General features: G+C 56.6%; 12 protein-coding genes, 1 pseudogene and 1 riboswitch. Of the genes and pseudogenes, 7 read left to right on the top strand and 6 right to left on the bottom strand.

All coding sequences use genetic code 11. The features are described from left to right. The first annotated feature begins 17 nt into the window (after positions 1 to 17). Entirely contained in the window at positions 18 to 734 is a 717-nt protein-coding gene (locus tag ACXUPB_RS15115) for a trimeric intracellular cation channel family protein (protein ID WP_472953198.1), read from the top strand. Positions 735 to 750: 16 nt separating this feature from the next. On the opposite strand, the gene ACXUPB_RS15110 is transcribed toward ACXUPB_RS15115, so the two are convergent. Continuing rightward, the gene (locus ACXUPB_RS15110; RefSeq protein ID WP_472953197.1) at positions 751 to 3,738 is read right to left on the bottom strand and encodes a translocation/assembly module TamB domain-containing protein; all 2,988 of its coding nucleotides are present in this window, start codon (positions 3,736 to 3,738) and stop codon (positions 751 to 753) included. Positions 3,739 to 3,847: 109 nt separating this feature from the next. Between ACXUPB_RS15110 and ACXUPB_RS15105 the strand changes: the two genes are divergently transcribed. After that, the gene (locus tag ACXUPB_RS15105; RefSeq protein WP_472953195.1) at positions 3,848 to 4,555 is read left to right on the top strand and encodes a DUF3581 family protein; all 708 of its coding nucleotides are present in this window, start codon (positions 3,848 to 3,850) and stop codon (positions 4,553 to 4,555) included. A 31-nt stretch (positions 4,556 to 4,586) separates the two neighbouring features. Here ACXUPB_RS15105 and ACXUPB_RS15100 read toward each other — a convergent pair whose 3' ends face one another. From ACXUPB_RS15100 to ACXUPB_RS15090, 3 genes are all read right to left on the bottom strand, one after another. Further along, positions 4,587 to 5,453: a transglutaminase family protein gene (locus ACXUPB_RS15100; protein ID WP_472953193.1), complete on the bottom strand. Its 867-nt coding sequence runs from the start codon at positions 5,451 to 5,453 to the stop codon at positions 4,587 to 4,589. Further along, on the bottom strand, positions 5,450 to 7,855 hold the full coding sequence (locus tag ACXUPB_RS15095; protein ID WP_472953192.1) for a circularly permuted type 2 ATP-grasp protein: 2,406 nt from the start codon (positions 7,853 to 7,855) through the stop codon (positions 5,450 to 5,452). Before ACXUPB_RS15095 ends, ACXUPB_RS15100 begins: the two co-directional genes overlap by 4 nt. Before the next feature lie 82 nt (positions 7,856 to 7,937). Then, the gene (locus tag ACXUPB_RS15090; protein ID WP_472953191.1) at positions 7,938 to 11,288 is read right to left on the bottom strand and encodes a transglutaminase family protein; all 3,351 of its coding nucleotides are present in this window, start codon (positions 11,286 to 11,288) and stop codon (positions 7,938 to 7,940) included. A 375-nt stretch (positions 11,289 to 11,663) separates the two neighbouring features. Here ACXUPB_RS15090 and ACXUPB_RS15085 point away from each other — a divergent pair, with 375 nt between their 5' ends. Both ACXUPB_RS15085 and ACXUPB_RS15080 read left to right on the top strand, forming a co-directional pair. After that, positions 11,664 to 13,145: a circularly permuted type 2 ATP-grasp protein gene (locus ACXUPB_RS15085; RefSeq protein WP_101145667.1), complete on the top strand. Its 1,482-nt coding sequence runs from the start codon at positions 11,664 to 11,666 to the stop codon at positions 13,143 to 13,145. 4 nt (positions 13,146 to 13,149) lie between these two features. After that, positions 13,150 to 14,160: an alpha-E domain-containing protein gene (locus ACXUPB_RS15080; protein WP_472953189.1), complete on the top strand. Its 1,011-nt coding sequence runs from the start codon at positions 13,150 to 13,152 to the stop codon at positions 14,158 to 14,160. A 4-nt stretch (positions 14,161 to 14,164) separates the two neighbouring features. Here ACXUPB_RS15080 and ACXUPB_RS15075 read toward each other — a convergent pair whose 3' ends face one another. Then, positions 14,165 to 15,220: a zinc-binding metallopeptidase family protein gene (locus ACXUPB_RS15075; protein ID WP_472953188.1), complete on the bottom strand. Its 1,056-nt coding sequence runs from the start codon at positions 15,218 to 15,220 to the stop codon at positions 14,165 to 14,167. A 321-nt stretch (positions 15,221 to 15,541) separates the two neighbouring features. On the opposite strand from ACXUPB_RS15075, the gene ACXUPB_RS15070 reads away from it, so the two are divergent. Then, the gene (locus ACXUPB_RS15070) at positions 15,542 to 17,041 is read left to right on the top strand and encodes a CoA-acylating methylmalonate-semialdehyde dehydrogenase (RefSeq protein ID WP_472953186.1); all 1,500 of its coding nucleotides are present in this window, start codon (positions 15,542 to 15,544) and stop codon (positions 17,039 to 17,041) included. 141 nt (positions 17,042 to 17,182) lie between these two features. On the opposite strand, the pseudogene ACXUPB_RS15065 reads toward ACXUPB_RS15070, so the two are convergent. Beyond that, positions 17,183 to 17,386: pseudogene (locus tag ACXUPB_RS15065) on the bottom strand (hypothetical protein); the annotation flags it as partial. Positions 17,387 to 17,414: 28 nt separating this feature from the next. Here ACXUPB_RS15065 and ACXUPB_RS15060 point away from each other — a divergent pair. Beyond that, complete coding sequence (locus ACXUPB_RS15060; RefSeq protein ID WP_179916189.1) at positions 17,415 to 18,017, top strand: peroxidase-related enzyme; 603 nt, start codon at positions 17,415 to 17,417, stop codon at positions 18,015 to 18,017. A gap of 61 nt (positions 18,018 to 18,078) precedes the next feature. Continuing rightward, positions 18,079 to 18,186: riboswitch (TPP riboswitch) on the top strand. After that, positions 18,176 to 19,555 (top strand): SLC5/6 family protein, encoded by a 1,380-nt coding sequence (locus ACXUPB_RS15055; RefSeq protein ID WP_179916188.1) that lies wholly within the window; start codon positions 18,176 to 18,178, stop codon positions 19,553 to 19,555. It overlaps the preceding riboswitch by 11 nt. Positions 19,556 to 19,570 lie beyond the last annotated feature (15 nt).

Here is a 19,570-nt window from a genome sequence, read left to right as displayed (position 1 = left end):
GCATTAAGGAGAAGAGCGTGTCAGGCGTGGTCTATTGGCTGGATATGGCGGGTGTCATCGTGTTCGCGCTGTCGGGTGTGATGTTGGCGTGCAGGTCGCGCATGGACCCAATTGGCATGCTGGTGCTGGCGGCGGTGACCAGCATCGGTGGGGGCACACTGCGGGATTTAGTGCTAGGTGTAAAGCCGGTGTTCTGGGTGACCGACCCGACCTATTTATGGGTGATTTTAGCCACCGTAGGCGTCTCGCTGGTGGGGTTTCACTATATCCACCGTCTCTCGCGGGGCTTCTTGCCGATTGCCGATGCGTTCGGGCTGGCGCTGTTCACCGTTATTGGCGCCCATAAAGCACTGCTGCTGGGCACGTCTGGCATGGTGGCGGTGTTGATGGGCATGATGACCGGCGTGGCGGGCGGCATGATCCGTGATGTGCTGGCGCAACGAGTGCCCATGGTCTTGCGCGAAGAGATCTACGCCACCGCCGCGATGGCGGGAGGCATCGTTTACGTCGCACTGCATGCGCTGGAGGCACCGCTTACGCTGGCGATTGCCGCCTCACTAAGCGCCACTCTTGGGCTTCGGTTGGCGGCCATTCATTGGCACCTGGCATTGCCGGTGTTTGCCTGGGTCGCAGTGCCCGCCAAAACCCACGATGAGGCGGCGCCACCGCTCTCCACGCCACAAAAAGCCAAAGAGCGGGTGAGGATGATTCGCCGTGAGCGCAAAAAACATTAGGCAACGTTTATTTGTATTACCTGGCATAGGCTTCCCGCCAGCGGTCGAACCAGCGGCGCGGTTGAATAACGTGCAAGGTTGGTTCGCTATCTTCAAGCTCAACGCCTAGTCCAACCACTCCAAGGCGCGCATAGAGCGCGCCGTTGGCACTGCGGTCTGCCAGAGCGATATCGGAAAGCAGCAGCAGCGGGCCACCAGTGAGCGTCAAGTCGCTAAGGCTAATAAGCTCCCCGTTGATCTCTAGTTGCGCAGTGCCCTCGATATCGTGAACATTCAGCAGGCGCCCGAGCCAGTCGCTATCCCTTGCGCGGGCGAGAAATAACCGGGCGAGTAATCCCGTGTCGCGCATCTCCAAGCGTAGTTGGCTGGCTAGGCGAACAGGGTCTTCCCACGCTAACTGCGCATCAAACATTGAAAGTTGCACCCACCAACCCGCATCCGATGCGCCGTTTTCACTCTGAAGATTAACGTTTTCCAGGCGTAGGAAAGAGTCATTAGCAGTAAAGCGGCGTGTATTCAGATCGCCGTCGGTGAGGTGCAAATACAAGTGCAGATCGCCCCGTAGGCGCTGATCCAGTAGCGCCAGCTCGGCACCAAAAGCGCGCAACGTTATTTCTCCCTGGGCGTTCAACCCCTCCAGCAGCCATTCGCTGGCTAGGCTGGCTTGCCCATCAAGCAAGGTGATACCCGCCCCTTCTGGCAGGTAGCGGTTGTAACGGGTGAAGTCGGGCACCTCGGTAATCGGTAGCGCAATACGCGTGGTGAAGTGCTCGGGTTGGGGCGATTCAAGCACCTCGCTAAACTGCTCGGTTTGCGTGGTGAGGGCAAAGTGGCGCCCCTGTACGTGTGGGCTGTCATCGTCTTGTCGCTTTAAGTCAAAGCGGGGAATGCCAAGCGAGAGCTGGGCCTGCTCGGTGCTATCCAATTGGGCGGTGAGCTCTCCACGCCCTGTGGCGAGATAGTCTAAAAAAGTGACTTCTAACTGGTCGGCGTTGACCCGCAATCGAGTCGGTGCCAGCAGGCGGTTATCGCGAAAGGCGCCCTGAGCAAAGAGCTGCCCTTCGCCAGCAATGGCCAAACCATGGGCGTCAGGCAAAAACGCATTTAAAAAGCCTAGCCGTTGCACACTACCTTCAAGTGCAAACTGACCACTAAGCACGCTATTGCGGCGCTGAAAACGTCCGTCGGTTAACACTAATACGCTCTCTAGGCGCTCGCTAGGTTGGTCGATAGCGGCCACTTGCCAGCTCAGCCGGGTGCCGCTGATGTTCAACGCTGAACCATCCATCGCTACTTGCTGGAGCGGCAGGAATAGCTGCATATCACTGGTTAACGTGCCCGCCTGGTCGCCATGCTGCCAGCGAGTCGCTAGCCCGTTTCCCGCTAAATGCACCTCACCGCTGAGTTGCTCTGACGTCATGGTGAGCTGGCCGTGACTCGTGGCTTGGCCGCTAAGCAACTGCAAAGGTGTAGGGGTGGGTAAAATGGCCACTAAATAGCTCTGTAACACGCTAAAATCGGGCAGGCGAGCCGCTTGCCAGCTGAGCGTGGCAGAGGCTTCATCAGGCGCTTTTTGCGGATTAATAGGGCTTATGGCGATAAGGTTGATATCAGCGTCGTCAAGCAGCAGGCGCTCTTGGTGATGCAGCGTGGCATCGTTAAAGTTGAGCGTGGCTTCCATTATCTCTTGCGGCGTTAACCGGGCATTGAGTGAGCCACTGCCTTGGGCGATAAAGCCGCGTGTATCGGCTGCCAGCTCCGGTGCTTGAATGTTCAGTTGAGCATCGTAGAGGCGCGACTCGCGAATGCTGGCTGAGGCATCCATTTGGCCATGACCTGAAAGGCGGATGCCCTGTTCGTCAGCATACGCAGTAAGATAACGGTCCAGCATATCCAAACGAATGATATCGCCCTGTAATGCCAGGGTAGCCGCTGTGGGAAGGTCAAGCTGATCCAGGCGTTGATTGGGAATTTGGGTCGCAAGGCGAAGCTCAGCGTGCTTTGCATAAGGGCGCGGCTCGTCCAGTTCTATTTCAGCCAGTTCTACTTCAGCCGGTTCTACTTCAGCTAGCTCAACATCGACAAGCTGGGTCGAAAAATGCAGTTGGTCGTTCGCAACTGCCAAGCGAACCTGGCCTTTACCGGTGGCGGTGTGACGTGGTGGTGGGTTGTCAGCGATTAGCCAGCGGGGCGAGTCGCTTGGGGCTCGTAAACGCTGCTCATCTACCGCTAAGCGCAACACTGGCGCTTCCAGTATTAATTCGCTACCGGGCTGTAACTTACCAGCGGTTAGCTCAAGTGCGCCGGTGAGTGCCCCACGCCCCTCCAGGGTTAGCCAGGGCAGGGCGTCTAAATAGGGCATAAAGACATCCCAGGCATCCGCTTGTGCATTCAACTGAAGCTGTGTCGAAAGCGCCGCCAGCAGGTTGGGGTTAAGTTCGCCACTGGTGGCGTTGACGGGGGTTATCGTATCGAGTGTCGCATCAGCGGTAAGATCAATATCGCGCACTAAGGTTGCTTGATCACTCAGACGAACTAAACGACCATTAGTAATGGCGAGCGAAACATTAGGGATAGCCAGGGTGTCGCGACTCAGTGTGGTCTCTGCGACGTGTAGCTGGCCTTCCGCTTCCAGCGCGATATCACCGACGGTCAGGCGGCGAATGCCCTCAGCATCGAGTGCGTTAATATGCAGTTCGCCGCGTAGCAGGGCCAGCAAAGAGAGCGAAAGGGTAGCGCGTTCGGCCTCAATGGAGATGGGTAAAGCTTCATCTTCACGAGCGAGATACAGCACCTCGACTTCCCAACGCCCAGGGTGTCGGCTGGCGCCTTGCTCCCAGCGGATGTCGATGCCTTCAAATTGGGAAATGCGTTTGGGTAGCCACTGACTATTAAGCAGCCAATAACTGCCCGCTACCCAGATCAGGATGATAAACAGTAAGCCAATCAACACCCTGAAAAGCAGGCGGGGTAGGCGATTTTTACGAGTGTTCGCGTCTGGCATAGTGGCTTCCCTGGCAGATTACTCCTGTTGGGGCGTGTTTTATGGCATTATGCGCGGCGTTGGGCAGTGACGGGTTTTCGATTTCAACGCTAGGCAGGCAACAAACGCCATGTTCAAGGATTTTTATACGCAGCGCGGAGAGTATGTGGTGATCTCCGCAGAGCAGGCCAGTCGCTTCGCCAAAGGCGTGGCGGGTGACTACAACCCTATTCATAATCCGGATGCACGCCGCTTTTGTGTGCCCGGTGATCTGTTGTTTGTATTGGTGCTCACAAAGTTTGGGTTGTCGCGGCAAATGGAATTTCGCTTCACCAACATGGTGGGCGCTGATACGCCGCTTAAATTCAGTGAAGCAGACGACGGCACACTGCATGTCTGCGATGAGAGCGGTAAAGGTTACTTGCAGGTGGTGCGCAGCGGTGACATTACCCATGAGCCCACTGTGGTGGAAGCCTTTGCACGCTGTTATGTGGCGTTTTCAGGCAAGAATTTCCCACACTATCTCAAACCACTCATGGAGCAACATGGGGTTATGTTTAACCCTAAACGCCCGCTGGTGATCTACGATAGCATGGGATTTTCACTCAAGCGTTTAGATGGCTTTTCACCGGGCTTAACGCTAAATCACTCTTCGCTAGAGGTTCACGGTAAGCGTGCCGATGCCCGCTTGGAGTTCTCGATCGAGTCCGCTGGTGAAGCGGTGGGTGTGGGCTCCAAAAAGCTCGTGGTGAGCGGCCTATGCGATTACGACGCCGATGAAATGGCTGCTATTGTAGAAGAGTTTTATCGACTTAAAGCTGCTTACGAATCAGCCTGATGGCTATCAGGCATTAATAATTGTTAATGTTTTAGCTCGCCAGTGGCATGACATCGACTTCAACTTCAAGACGATGCTCGCCGCCGCCGTTCATAACCCCTTTGAGTGGCGCGACATCTGCATAATCCCGCCCCCAAGCCAGTACGGGGTGCTGTTCACCGGCCACTGAGCCATTGGTGGGGTCAAGTGCCAGCCAGCCCCATTCGGGAATCCAGGTCGCCAGCCACGCATGGGAGGCATCAGCGCCGATCAGCCGCGGCTGCCCGGGCGGTGGCTGGGTTTCCAGGTAACCGCTGACGTAGCGCGCGGCGAGCCCTACCGAACGCAGTGCGCCAATCGCCAGGTGAGCGAAGTCCTGACAAACCCCACGCCGGTTGGCGAGCACCTCGCTTAACGGTGTCGCCAGCGTGGTGAAGCTGGGGTCGTATTCAAAGGTGCTATAAATCAACTCATTCAGCGCTAGCGCCGCCTCAATAAGTGGTCTGCCTGGGGTGAAGCAGCTATGGGAAAAGGCGGCTAGCTCGTCGTTACGACGGATAAATGGTGAATCCAACCGGTAGAGTTGAACGTCAAAGCTGTTGTCCTGGCTAAGCAGCTGGGCAACGTTTTCCCACGCTGGTGAAACAGTTGGCAGGGCGGTGAGCGGTTGAGTATTCAGTGGTGTTACCACAGTGACATCCAGCGTTTGATGAACCTCTTCCATGGCGAAATAGAGTACCCGGTTGCCGAATATATCGCAGCGCTCCTTTTGTACCTGTGGCGCAGGGCTAATATGTAATTTCGAAGCGCCACACTGCTGATGGGGCGTTTTGCGTGGAAGCACCCGCGCTTCACTATGGCACAACGTTACCGGCGCGCTGTAATGGTAGCGGGTGGTATGCCGCAACGTATAGTTCATGCCTCGGGCTCCATACTAACTAGTTGGCGAGGTCGTTCCACATGGCTGAAATGACTTTGACTGATGGCTTCAGAAAGCGCACTCAGGGGCTCAATCAGGGCGTCCAGCAGTTGTTCTAGCGCCTCTTGCGCCTCGGGGGTATCCGCTAAATGGCTCAAACGATCAATATCGGCAAGATGGAGCGCTGCATTCGCCTGAATCAACAGCCTGCGTTCGGCGTTACGGTAGGGGGATGTAGTGCCGGGTAGGCGATCCATCTGACGCTCAAGGCGCTTGAGCATATAACCCACCGAGCGAGGGTTGGTCTCGTCGAACAGCAGTAGGTCAAGAATCGCCGCTGGATGTAGCTCGCTGCGGTAGCGACGCCGGTAAGCGGTAAAGTTATCGGTGGTGGCAAGCACGACTTCCCACAGTGCCAAGCCCGGCGAATGCGGCGCATTAAGGGTAAGTTTGAGCAGCGAGAGCAAGCCCAGTACACGATCCAGAAAGCGGCCAATGTCCATGAACCGCCAGCCATAGTGGTGCGGCATGGTTTCGTTGCAGAGTCCGAAAAACGCAGCCAGCTGGGCCGATAGCCCTTCACAAGCGCGCCGCGCCGCGCTGGCTCCCAAGCTGGGGTTAAAGGTGGCCATGCGTTGGCGCAACTGGTGCACCACCCGCCAGGAGTCGTCGCCTAAATGGTCACGCACGCTGCGTGCATTGCGCATTAATTGCGAGAATAGTGGCTGCAGCGCTTGGGGTTCCACGTCATCGAACTGCGCCAATAGTGCCGCACGCTTCTGTTCAAAACCGATCAGTGGCGCTTGTAAGCGGTGCTCGTCGTCTTTGCTGAGTGTGGTGATATCCAGGGCTAGCAGCAGCTCATCCAAAAGCTGGTCGGCAATCGCGTCCTGGTCGTACTCCATTAGCCTTAGCAGTGCTTCACGCAGCAAGCGGGCGCGGGTGTCTAATCGCTCACCGTAGCGGCCTAGCCAAAACAGGCTTTCAGCCACCCGGCTAGGTAGATCCGTCCCATCCCGCGTCGCCACCACCGGGCCGCGGGCCTGGCGCAGCTGGCTGACATGCGGCTGGGGTGAGGCTGCGGTGACCCACACATCTTTGACAATGCTGGTGCTCAGTGAGGGCGAGCCAGGCGCACCGACCCAGGCTAAACCGCCGGGCATCACTTGGTATTCGTCCGCCGTGTTGCGGTTGACGGTAGCCGGAGTGTGGGTCACAAAGCAGCGCAGGTTTAACGTAGTGGGTTCAAGTCGCTGCAAGTGGCTGTCAAATATCGGTGCGCTGGCCGGTTGCGTAGAGGCATCAGCGTTGGGTAGCAGCAGGGTCTCACCCAGTAAGTGTTCGCACAGTGCTGGCAGGTGGTCAGCTAATACCGGGGCTTCTAAAATGCCCACGCCCAGTGCGTTCGATAACGCCACACCGCCTGAACGCATAGCTTGTAACAGCCCCGGCACGCCGAGCTGCGAATCGCCGCGCAGCTCCAGCGGGTCGCAGTAAGCGTCATCGCAATGGCGCAAGATCACATCGACCGGTTGCAAGCCGCCCAGGGTGCGCAGCCAAACCTGCGTATCGCGCACCACCAAATCCTGCCCTTCTACCAACGCGATATTGAGATAATTAGCCAAATAGGCGTGCTCAAAATAGCGCGGGCTCGCCGGCCCCGGCGTTAATAGAATCAGGGTGGGGTTATCGCGGTGCTGGTAGGCCATGGCGATGAGCGTTCGGTGATGCAAATCCAGGAAACCCGCCAACCGCTTTAAGGGCGCGTTACGGTACATGCCGGGTAGTGCGCGGGCCATCAATATGCGATTTTCAAGCGCAAAGCCCGTACCGGACGGTGCCTGCAGCCGGTCGGACATAACCCGCCATTGTCCTTGGGTGTCCTGAATAACATCCACACCGTGAAAACCGATCGGCGCACGGTCGTTGGGTAGCGAACGATGGCAGGGCAGCAAGAGAAGCGGTGACGCAAGCAGTTCCTGAGTCGGCAACAGGCCTAGGTCAAAGAGTGTTTTGGCCCCGTATATATCGTTATACAGGGCGGTCAGCAGGCGGCTGCGCTGAGTAAGCCCCGCCTCCAGCGCTTGCCACTGGACTTCATCAATCACCCAGGGTAGCGGGTCAAGCCGCCAAGAACGCCCTTGGGTTTCATCATGCATATTAAAAATGACGCCGTTTTCGGCCAGCAGGCGCTGAATCTCTTCATGCTGCTGCAAACGCCCCGTGGGGCCCATGCCCTCCAGCGAGCCCAATAAGCTTTCCCAGCCCGGGCGTAACTGCCCTTGGCCATCGAGCATGGCGTCATACGTGCCGGGCTGTCCCTTGCCTAGCTGGTTCAAGTAATCCTCAACAAGCCCGTTAGCCACGGGCGCGAGAAGTGAGGGTGAGACAGGGGCCGTCATTATCCTTGTAATCCTGAGAGGTAAGGGGGCGGATTATCCAGCACTAGCTACTAAGAGAAAAGCATTAGCTTAGTTAAAAACATTAGCTAGGCGTCCAGCGCAGATCGAGCGTTTGTGGCAGTTCCAGGCTGGGGGGTTCCAGCTTGGGAGCTTGTTGGCCATGACTATGGCCACTGTCACTAAAACGCCCCAGTCGCCGGGCTTCGGCTTCAAACGCATTGACCGGGAAGGTATCGAAATTACGCCCGGTGGGATGCACCACGTAATAGGTACAGCCCGCCACAGAGCGCTGATTCCAGGTATCGATCACATCAAACACCAGCGGTGCATGAATAGGAATCTGCGGATGCAATGCCGAGGGCGGCTGCCAGGCGCGGTAGCGCACCCCGGCGACTGCTTCCCCGTTTCTGCCGGTGGCTGAAAGCGGCACTCGGCGCCCGTTGCAGGTCACCACGTAACGGTCACCGCTCATGCCGCTGACTTTGACTTCCAGGCGCTCCACCGAGGAATCCACATAGCGGGCTGTACCGCCCGCGGCGGCCTCTTCACCCAGTACATGCCAGGGTTCGATGGCTTGGCGTAGTTCAATATCCAGCATAGGCGTATGCAGGCGACCGTGCAGCGGGAAGCGGAACTCCAGAAAGGGGGCGAACCACTCAAGATCAAAATCGAAGCCGTGGTGGCGTAGATCACTGAGCACATCGTCAAGATCGTTCCACAAGTAGTGGGGCAACATCCAGCGATCTTGCAAGGCGCTGCCCCAGCGCACCGGTTTGGCCCGATAGGGTGTTTTCCAGCAGCGCGCGACAAGAGCGCGAATCAGCAGCATCTGCATCAGGCCCATACGGGCATGGGGCGGCATCTCAAAGCCACGCAGCTCCAATAAGCCGAGTCGACCGCTGTCGCTATCCGGCGAATAGAGCTTGTCGATACAGAACTCGGCGCGGTGGGTGTTGCCAGTCAAGTCGGTGAGCAGATGGCGCAGTAAGCGATCGACCAGCCAGGGTTGTACTACGTCGCCTTCGGGCATTTGCTGTAGCGCAATTTCCAGCTCGTAAAGTGCTTCGTGACGCGCTTCATCCACCCGTGGGGCTTGGCTGGTCGGGCCAATAAAGAGACCCGAAAACAGATAAGAGAGGCTAGGGTGATGCTGCCAATAAGTCACTAAGCTGGCAAGCAGATCGGGGCGGCGTAAGAACGGTGAATCGTCAGGCGTCAGGCCGCCTAGCGTGACGTGGTTGCCACCGCCGGTGCCGGTGTGGCGTCCGTCGAGCATAAATTTTTCGGTGCCCAGGCGAGTTTCTCGTGCCTCAGCGTAGAGCCGTTCGGTTTGCGCGACCAGGGTTTGCCAGCTGGCCGCAGGCATAATATTCACTTCGATCACGCCTGGGTCGGGGGTGATCATAAAGTTTTCCAGACGCGGATCGCGAGGCGGCGAGTAGCCCTCTACCATCACCGGGCAAGCGAGCTCTTTAGCGCACTCTTCAACCGTACTGAGCAGGTCAAGGTAGTGCTCTAAGCTGGTCAGCGGTGGCAGGAAAATATGCAGGCGACCATCCCGTGGTTCCACACACAGGCTGGTGTGAATAATGCCACTCTCGCGGTCGCTTTCTGCCCGTGGCTGCTGCTGGACATCTTCGCCTTCAGGGTGCGATGGGCTGGGGTGGCTGGAACGACCCAGGCGTTCGGCGTCGCTGATATGCAGCTGTTCAGCGTTACGACGGGCAACCTCGCCGTGAATATCGCCCAGTGCCGGGCGGGGCGCGAATAGCGATTCAGGCTGGGGCTGCTCTTCCGGGTCAGCCCAGGGCAACGCCGAAAGCGGTAAGCGCAGCCCCATGGGGGAATCGCCGGGTACCAGGAAAAGGTGGTCGCGCTTGAGCGGCCAGCGGCCGCTTTCCCAGCGGTGGGCTTGGCTGATCGAGTGGCGCAGTGGCAGAGCGTAACCAACGACTTCGTCCAGGCCTTGTTCCAATAGGCGGGCTAAGCGGTGGCGCTCGGCATCGTCTTTGAGGTTGGCTTCGCGCGGGTCAACGTTAACTGGCAACGACTGCTCTTTCCAAAGATAGTAGTAGGCATCCTCAAACGCCGGAATCCAGTAACGTTCGGCCACACCCAGCCGCTCGCTGAGTGCCTTGGTAAAGCGTTGCGCCATGGTGTGATCCACGTGCACTTTCGGGGCAGCCTCCAGGCAGGCCAGCCATTGGGGGTCGCGCCATAGCGGCACGCCATCTTTACGCCAGTAGCAGGCCAGCGCCCAGCGGGGCAGCGGTTCGCCGGGGTACCACTTGCCCTGCTGCTGCTGAATGGCACTGCCGGGGGCGTAGGCGGCCTGAAGGCGAGTCAGTAGTGCTTCGGCCCGCTCGCGCTTGTGCTCACCTAGCGCTTCGGTATTCCACTGCGGGCTCTCCATATCATCAACCGATACAAAGGTAGGTTCGCCACCCATGGTCAGGCGCACATCTTGCTGAAGAAGCTCGGCATCCACGTCGTCGCCGAGGTTGCAGATACGCTGCCACTGCTCATCGCTATACGGCTTGGTGACCCGTGGGTCTTCGTGGATACGCTCCACTTCCATGGTCACATCGAACGTGACTTCGCACTTATCCGAAAAACCGGTAATGGCCGCCGCGCTACCCGTGGTGGGGGTTGCGGCCAACGGAATGTGGCCTTCACCTGCGAACAGGCCTGAGGTTGGATCAAGGCCTACCCAGCCTGCACCAGGCAGAAATACTTCGGTCCAGGCGTGTAAATCGGTGAAATCTACTTCTGTACCGCTGGGTCCATCGAGTGCTTTGACATCGGATTTAAGCTGAATCAAATAGCCCGATACAAAGCGTGCCGCGAGGCCTAGATGGCGAAAAATCTGCACCAGCAACCAGGCGCTATCGCGGCAGGAGCCACTGGCCAGGGACAGGGTCTCTTCACAGCTTTGTACGCCGGGCTCCAAGCGCACCAGGTAACCGATATCGTCTTGTAGGCGCTGGTTAAGCGCGACCAGGAAATCGACGGTGGTGGTCGGTTCGCGGGGCACGCCCTTGAGCCACTCCACTAAGCGCGGCCCGGACTCGGTGATTTCAAGATAGGGGCCCAGTTCCTGGCGCAGCGCTTCCGGGTAATCGAAGGGAATCTGTTGCGCAATGTCGTCCAGGAAGAAATCGAACGGGTTAATCACCGTCATCGGGGCGATCAGCTCGACGGCGATGGTTAGCTCTTTACGCGGTTCTGGGAACACCACGCGGGCGTTGAAGTTGCCAAACGGGTCCTGTTGCCAATTTAAAAAGTGGTCTTCGCCGGAGAGCTTGAGTGAGTACGCCTCAATATGTGTGCGGCAGTGGGGCGCCGGACGCAGCCGAATAACATGGGGTGATAAACGCACCGGGCGGTCAAAGTGGTATGTCGTACGATGGTACAAGGCAACGCGAATGGTCATGGGCCACCCTCAAGAGAACCGTTATCAACCGGATAGTCGGCTGGGTTAGGGAATAACCGAACGTTTCGCAAGTATCGTTCCACTTTTACTTTTTTGCAGCCGCTATATTAAGTAAGGCGTTTAACTAAAGTGGAAATGGTGTTATGCACCAACTTGAAGCCAACTGGCTGCACCAAAAGACAGCATAAAAGGGTTTTGTTGGGCGTTGATGCTCTGCCAAGTAATGTTTGAGTCGTGTTTAAGTAAGCGAACGTTGAAATATCGCAAAAGATGGTACGTATTTTGCTCTCAATTGTTTGATTGTTTTGCACGCGGCAGGCCTACACTGAGCATTGAGGAAGTTGCCGCTTCCACCCCAGCGCCAGGAGAGCGCCCATGAGCCAAGTGAATTGGAATAACTATGCGTGTCGTGATTTTTACGATGAGCTGATGGCAGCGCCCGGTCAGCCACGCGAGTCAGCGGGTGAACTGTGCAACATGTTGGCAAGGTTTAGCGCAGAAGAGTTAGCGGAGCGCAAGACGGCGGCGGAGATCGCCATCCGTACCATGGGGATTACTTTCACCGTTTATTCAGAAGGGGCAATGATCGACCGTGCCTGGCCGTTTGATATTGTGCCGCGCATTATTCCCGCCAATGAGTGGCGTAAAACCGAGGCGGGGCTCAAGCAGCGCGTGCAGGCGCTAAACTTATTTATTGATGATCTCTATCACGACCAAAAGGTGATCAAGGACAAAGTATTACCCGCTGAGGTATTGGCGCAGTCGGTTAATTTTCGCCCTCAGTGTGTAGGTATTAATCCCCCTCACGGCGTGTGGGCGCATGTTTGCGGGTCAGACCTGGTGCGCGATGGCGACGGTACGCTTTATGTGCTGGAAGATAACCTACGCATTCCTTCCGGCGTTTCTTACATGCTTGAAAATCGCAATGTCACTAAGCGAGTGCTGCCGGAGTTATTCGCTTCAGGCAAGATTTTGCCGGTTGATGATTACGTGGCGCAGCTTTACGACATGCTAGCGTCGATGTCGCCGCGACCTGGCGATGACCCGCAAATTGTGGTGCTGACCCCAGGGATTTATAACTCTGCCTACTTCGAGCACGCCTATCTTGCCCAGCAAATGGGTGTAGAGCTGGTGCAGGGAAGTGACCTGTTAGTGGATGACGATGATGTGGTGTATATGCGCACCGTCGAGGGCATGCGCCGCGTGGATGTTATTTACCGCCGTGTTGATGATGAGTTTCTCGACCCGGAAGCGTTTAATCCTGAGTCCATGCTGGGTGTTGCGGGCCTGATGCGCGCTTGGCGGGCGGGTAAAGTGGCGCTGGCCAACGCGCCGGGCGCTGGGGTGGCGGATGACAAGGTGGTTTACGCTTTCGTACCTGCGCTGATTCGTTATTACCTCGATCAGGAGCCGCTGTTGCCCAACGTGCCGAGCTACCTGTGCATGTTTGAAGATGACCGCCGCTATGTGCTCGACCACTTGGATGAATTGGTAGTCAAGCCCGCCAATGAGTCGGGCGGTTACGGCATGTTGATTGGCCCGCGCTCAACCAAAGAGACCCGCGATGAGTTTGCGCAGTTGATCAAGGCAAACCCCCGCAATTACATGGCCCAGCCTACCCTGGCGCTTTCTACTACGCCTACGCTAGCGAATGGGTTGCCGCAACCGCGCCATGTGGATTTACGCCCTTTCATACTCTCAGGGCCTGAAATTCATGTCACGACCGGTGGTTTGACGCGGGTGGCATTGATAGAAGGATCACTGGTGGTGAACTCTTCACAAGGCGGCGGCAGTAAAGATACCTGGATTGTAGAAACCGACGATAAGGCGGCAGCGGCCGCGGTGAAAGGAGCCTAACGCCATGCTGTCACGCGTTGCTGAGAATCTTTACTGGATGGCGCGTTATATCGAACGAGCGGAGGATACCGCGCGCCTATTAAGTGTCAACAGTCACCTTATGCTGGATTTGCCGGGGCGCTTGCCGCTAGGTTGGGCCCCACTTATCGAAATGACCGGCAGCCTGGAAGCCTTTACCGCACGCCATGATGATTTTGATGAGCGCAATGTCGTGCATTTTTTATGTGCCGATACCGAGAATGATATTTCGATTATCTCCGCCCTCGCCAGTGCTCGCGAGAACCTCAGAACCACCCGGGACGTGGTGCCTCGGGAGATTTGGGAAGAGGTCAATCAACTCTATCTGAGCGTGGCTGATCATGCTGAAAATGGCGTGAGTCCACGCCGCCGCGATAGCTTTCTCAAAAGCGTGATTCGTGGTTGCCAAGCGTTAACGGGGCTCATTGAGGGCACCTTGAGTCATGGCCCGGCGCGCACGTTTATTGAATTGGGGCGTCAGTTGGAGCGGGCGGATATGACGACGCGCATTGTGGACGTGCGCTCTGCCAGCCTGCTGCCGCAAAACCCTGAGGAGCTACTGCCGTTTGAAAACCTGCAGTGGATGAGCGTGCTTAAATCACTCACCGCGTATCAAATGTATCGTCAGCAGGTGCGTTTACGCGTGCGGGGGCCGGATGTGCTGCGCTTTTTGCTCCAAGACCCCAACCTGCCACGTTCGATTGCTTGCAGCCTCGAAACGCTAGGCCATGAGCTTACCTTACTTCCCCGCCAAGACCGCCCCGCGGCCACGGTTTCGCTGGTTCGCGCGGACGTAGTCGATGCCGATATCCAAGCGCTCGCCCATTCGCCGAGCAAGCTGCATGCCTTTATCGACGAGTTGCAAATTGGCTTTGCCGCCATTCACGATACGCTGAGTGCAACCTACTTTGTGAATGACGACACTGTCCCCCGAGTGACACAAACGCAGAGTCAGACGCAAAGCCAAAGTCACGCAGGGGACAACGACAACGATTGACGCTCTAACGCTCAACAGGGCTGGCGGCTTGGATCAGTTGATGCAGGTACGCCAGCTTATCGCGCACGGCGGGCGCGAGCACCCCCGGCGACAGGTCGAGCAGCCCCATATCCCGGTTGAGTTCGTTCACCGCCAAGCCGACCTGATGAAAAGCCATCAGCATGCTGTCCAAGCTGCCGTCGTATTCAACGTGGGTGATCCCCATGTGCAGTGCCGTATCCAGCACGGCCACCATGTCCAAGTAATAGGCGAAGGTTTCGGCGAAATCCTCCCAGGGGTGCATGGTGGCATAGGCAGAGATAAAACGCGCAGGCCAGTCGCTGGGGGCGCCCTGCTGATAGTAACGTTCTAAAGCCTCAGAATAGCTTGGCCGATGGTGGTTGCCAAATACCGCGCGGCAGGCCTCTTCATCGCGCTCCTTTACCAGTACATCCCAGTAGTAGTGACCAATTTCATGACGGAAATGGCCGATCAGGGTGCGGTGTGATTCGTTCATATCGACCCGCAAACGTTCACGCTCAACGTCATCGGCTTCTTTGACGTTAATGGTGATATGGCCCGAGGCATGGCCGGTATACACCTTCTCTTGCTTCGCGGTAGAGCGCCATAACCCCTGATCGGGAAGGGCGTCGGCCATAAATGAAAAGCTTAGCGGCACGTTAATAGCATCGTCTTTGGTGCCATGTGGCAGCTTGAGTAGATCGAGGGTATGAAATAGCCGCCGCTTTGCTGCTTCAAGCGCCGCCCAGCGTTCACGATGACCTTCAATATTGAGGTCGGGGATTACCTCGTTATAACGACAGCAGTCGCATAGGGCATCCGCTTGGCCGTGTTCCATCACTACCATGCGGTTACAGACGTTCTCAGCGACGTAGTTGTGGCACTTCATCAGCGCTGTATCGCAACCAGGGTGCGTGCAGCGATAGCCGCCATTGTCCAACGGCTCAATCGCGACAATATTGCTACAAGCAGGGCACCAACCGACGTCTGACTGGCAGGTAAGGCAGTGAGTGTTTTCATAAAAAAGTGGATTGCCACAGCGGCAGCTGAAGGACTGCATCGTTAATTTCCTGTGCTTAAACACGTCATGCGTAGCGTTTGCCGTGAACGGTCTGAAAAGCCACGGCGCCCCTGATTAGCGGAAGCATAGCCAGCACGGCACAACAATGGAAAGGCTAATTGACGCCATGCGCTAGATTTTGTTTACTCATAGGATACTTGATTGACGTTAACGTCAACTTGCTGCTATACCCTGTGTTCTTGCTGACAGGGGTGCGCAGGCAATCACTGATTGATGACAGCAATCACAGCCATAACAATCACAGCCATAACCACGACAGTCACAACCAAGACAACCACAACTATAAACAGGAGCAACGTTATGTCCGTTCGCGAAATACCCATGTATATCAATGGTCAGCCCGTACCGTCGCAAAGTCAGGAATGGCGCGATGTGGTGAACCCCGCCACACAAGAGGTCGTTGCGCGGGTACCGTTTTGTACCGCTGACGAAGTGGAGCGTGCTATCAGTAATGCCAAGGAGGCATTTAAGGAGTGGCGTAAAGTGCCGCTTGGCAAGCGAATGCGCATCATGCTTAAGCTTCAGGCGTTAATTCGTGACAACACCGCAGAACTGGCGGCGCTGATTACCGAAGAGCACGGCAAAACCTTGCCGGATGCGGAAGGCGAAGTTGGTCGTGGCCTGGAAGTGGTGGAGCACGCCTGTTCGATTACCTCGCTGCAACTGGGAGAGTTGGCTGAAAATGCCGCCAATGAGGTGGATGTTTACACCATGCACCAGCCATTGGGTGTGGGCGCAGGGATAACCGCCTTCAACTTCCCCATTATGTTGCCGTGCTTTATGTTTCCGCTGGCCATTGCTACCGGCAATACCTTTGTTCTCAAACCCTCGGAGCAAGATCCTAGCTCCACTATGCGCTTAGTCGAGCTAGCCCATGAAGCGGGCATCCCACCTGGTGTCCTTAATGTGGTACACGGTGGCCCGGATGTGGCTAATCAAATTGCTGATCATCAGGATATCAAGGCGCTCTCGTTCATTGGCTCCACCCATGTAGGGTCGCTGCTGTATAACCGTGCTGCTGCAGCAGGCAAGCGCATGCAGGCGATGATGGGGGCCAAGAACCACTGCGTGGTGATGCCGGATGCTAACCGCAGTCAGGCGATCAACAACCTGCTGGGCTCAGCCTTTGGTGCGGCGGGCCAGCGCTGCATGGCGAACTCGGTGGTGGTGCTGGTAGGTGAGGCACGCGAATGGCTAAGCGACATTGTCGAGGCGGCGCGGGTAATGAAAGTGGGGCCGGGCACCCAGTTGGATGCCGATTTGGGGCCGCTGGTGTCCCCGGCTGCTCGTGATCGTGTGCTGCGTTTAATCGATGCAGGCGAAAAAGAGGGCGCCAAACTGATGGTCGATGGCCGCAACGTACAAGTGGAGGGCTACCCCAACGGTAACTTCGTGGGCCCTACTCTGTTTGCGGATGTGACCGCGGATATGACCATTTACCGCGAAGAGATTTTTGGGCCTGTACTGTGTGTGGTCAGTGTTGAAACACTCGATGAAGCGATCGAATTTATCAACGCCAACCCCAACGGCAATGGCACCTCTATCTTTACTAACTCTGGTTGGATTGCTCGCCGTTTTGAAACCGATATTGATGTGGGGCAGATTGGTATTAACGTGCCCATCCCCGTACCGGTTGCCTACTTCAGTTTCACCGGCTCGCGGGCTTCAAAACTGGGGGATTTAGGGCCTAATGGTAAGCAGGCGATTGCCTTCTGGACGCAAACCAAAACCGTGACAGCGCGTTGGTTTGAGCCAGAGAATGTTTCCAGTGGCATTAATAGTACGATTTCGCTTGGCTAAATGAAGCGCTATTCAATGCCTGAGGCTGGCCCCGCATTAAGCGGGGTCAATTGATAGCAGGTGAGGCTAAAGCCAAGCCGATGAACCGACATATCGTGATTTAAAAGTTATCAAACAACGGCATGCTTTCTTCCAGCAATCATTTTCCCAGCCATGAATGGCTCTCAAGGTCATTTGGCCCCGCGTCATTGGGCGGGCCAGTAACATATGCAGCATGACCCGAATATGTAGTTGGCGCTCATCCGTACCATTTTCAAACGCTTGGTAGGGGGCAGGAAACAGTTCGTTTAGACGACCGGAGATGTGTTCTTTTGTTTCGTTATGGCTAAGTCGTTTTAATGAGATGGTTAAACTGAACAATAAAGAGGTGATTATGTCTGCTCCATTAAGCCGTTTTAATGTACCAGAAACGTTAGATGATCTGCCCGACGATATTCGCCATACTATTTTGGCCGTCCAGGAAAAGGCAGGGTTTGTGCCTAATGTATTTTTAATGTTGGCCCATCGTCCTGCTGAGTTTCGTGCTTTCTTTGCCTACCATGATGCGCTAATGGAGCGTGAATCTGACTCGCTCACTAAAGCCGAGAAAGAGATGATTGTGGTCGCTACCAGTGCGCGCAATCGCTGCTTGTATTGCGTGGTGGCGCATGGGGCACTGGTGCGCATCTACAGCAAAGACCCGCTGCTTGCGGATCAGGTCGCCATCAACCATCGCGTGGCACCGATTAGTGAGCGCCACCGAGTCATGCTCGACTTTGCCATGCATTGTGCCATTGATGTCGGTGAAATGACCGATAAGTGGCGCACGCGCCTGCGGCAAGAAGGTTTTAGCCAAGAGGACTGCTGGGATATAGGCGCCATCGCGGCGTTTTTTGGTTTGTCGAATCGACTGGTCACCCTGGCGGGTACGCCGCCCAATGAGGAGTTCTATCTGATGGGGCGGGTGCCTCGCGCGGAGGCTGCCAACACACCTTAAATTTTACTAAGACGCGAAACTTTACTAAGACGCGTTTTTGGTTGACGATACTGTCTTCATTCACTGTCGCCAGGGGAGCCCTGCTTGCAAGGGCTGAGAATGCGCGCTGCGCAGACCCTGGAACCTGATCCGGTTCGTACCGGCGGAGGAAGTGCGACATGCTATACCTGACGTCAGCCGTGCTTGGCGCGGCGCTGTGCTGCTTTGCTTTTTTAGGCCTACGGGCTCGCTGGGTAGATGGACCCGTTGATGACTATGTCACGGCTCGTAACTCACAAACAGCTTCAACCCTGGGTCTCTCCTTTCTTGCCTCTGGCATGGGGGCGTGGATACTCTTTGCCCCGCCCGAAATTGGCGCTTTTGTTGGCCCCCTCGCATTAGCAGGTTATGCGCTAGGGTCGGCACTGCCGTTTATTGTATTAGGACTCTATGGCCCAAAAATTCGCCGTGCATTGCCGGAAGGGCGCAGCATCGCAGAGTTTGCAGAAGCGTGCTATGGCCCAGGCGTGCGGCGCTGGGTAACGTTGGTGTCGGTTGGCTATATGGCTTGCTTTCTGGCAGCGGAGCTCACCGCCATTGGGTCAATCACCGCGCTATTGTCAGATGTGCCGCCCGCGCTGGTGATTATTGGCGTTGCCCTCACCACTCTGGTGTATACGGCGGTTGGCGGGTTGCGTGCCAGCCTTGCCACGGACCGATGGCAGGCATGGCTGTTGCTAGCGCTTTTGTTGGCGGTAGGTAGCGTTACGTTATGGCGCCTACCCACAATGCCTAGCGAGGCAACGCTGCCTTCAATCCCCGTTGCCAGCGCGCTAAGCGTTGCGTTAACGCTGGTCATCGCCGTCACCGCAGCGAACCTCTTCCATCAGGGGTATTGGCAGCGCGTTTGGGCGGCAAAGGACGATCAAAGCCTGGGCCGTGGCGCTTGGCTAGGCGGCGGTATGACCGTCTTAGTCGTGATGCTCATTGGTGGTTTGGGCATGCTGGCGTCAATGAGTGGGGTTCCCCTTGGCGAGCCGCCGATGCCGTTTTTCGCGCTGCTAACGGAGGCCCCAGCTTGGCTGACACTCCCCGCTTTAGTGCTGGCAGTCACTTTGGTAGCCTCCAGTGTTGATACGTTACAAAATGGTATCGCTTCCCTGGTGGTGTCGCGCAGCGAACAGCGGGGTGTTTCCATCGCCGCTGCCCGCTGGGTCACGATTGCATTGATGATACCGGTGGTAGTGATTGCTTTGCAGGGGTTGTCGGTACTGCGGCTGTTCCTGATTGCTGACTTACTGTGTGCCGCCATTGTGGTGCCTGTGCTGCTAGGTCTGTGGCAACGAATGACCCCTTTTGCGGCTATTGCGGGAGGCATTGCAGGGTTGCTGGGTGCCATTATTCCAGGGTGGTTCAGTCAGGGCAGCCTCATCGCGGGAGTGGTAGCTGCCAGTTTTCCGGGCAGTATTCCTACGTTGGGGCCGTTTGTCGGCGCGCTAGTCGCCTCAACGCTGGTGAGTGTGTTGCTCGCGAGTATGAGTAAAAACCATAGGCAGTAAGCAGGAAAGTGCTGG

This window comes from Vreelandella sp. DA03-1M, from assembly GCF_055725665.1.
The sequence above is the reverse complement of the archived record's forward strand: the minus strand, read 5'-3'. Positions and strand labels throughout refer to the sequence as shown.

What these genes read in the sequence shown, in the direction of transcription:
- ACXUPB_RS15085 (WP_101145667.1), top strand. Translation starts at nt 11,664, where the DNA reads ATGAGCCAAGTGAATTGGAATAACTATGCGTGTCGTGATTTTTACGAT.
- ACXUPB_RS15105 (WP_472953195.1), top strand. Translation starts at nt 3,848, where the DNA reads ATGTTCAAGGATTTTTATACGCAGCGCGGAGAGTATGTGGTGATCTCC.
- ACXUPB_RS15070 (WP_472953186.1), top strand. Translation starts at nt 15,542, where the DNA reads ATGTCCGTTCGCGAAATACCCATGTATATCAATGGTCAGCCCGTACCG.
- ACXUPB_RS15075 (WP_472953188.1), bottom strand. Translation starts at nt 15,220, where the DNA reads ATGCAGTCCTTCAGCTGCCGCTGTGGCAATCCACTTTTTTATGAAAAC.
- ACXUPB_RS15055 (WP_179916188.1), top strand. Translation starts at nt 18,176, where the DNA reads ATGCTATACCTGACGTCAGCCGTGCTTGGCGCGGCGCTGTGCTGCTTT.
- ACXUPB_RS15100 (WP_472953193.1), bottom strand. Translation starts at nt 5,453, where the DNA reads ATGAACTATACGTTGCGGCATACCACCCGCTACCATTACAGCGCGCCG.
- ACXUPB_RS15080 (WP_472953189.1), top strand. Translation starts at nt 13,150, where the DNA reads ATGCTGTCACGCGTTGCTGAGAATCTTTACTGGATGGCGCGTTATATC.
- ACXUPB_RS15060 (WP_179916189.1), top strand. Translation starts at nt 17,415, where the DNA reads ATGTCTGCTCCATTAAGCCGTTTTAATGTACCAGAAACGTTAGATGAT.
- ACXUPB_RS15095 (WP_472953192.1), bottom strand. Translation starts at nt 7,855, where the DNA reads ATGACGGCCCCTGTCTCACCCTCACTTCTCGCGCCCGTGGCTAACGGG.
- ACXUPB_RS15110 (WP_472953197.1), bottom strand. Translation starts at nt 3,738, where the DNA reads ATGCCAGACGCGAACACTCGTAAAAATCGCCTACCCCGCCTGCTTTTC.
- ACXUPB_RS15090 (WP_472953191.1), bottom strand. Translation starts at nt 11,288, where the DNA reads ATGACCATTCGCGTTGCCTTGTACCATCGTACGACATACCACTTTGAC.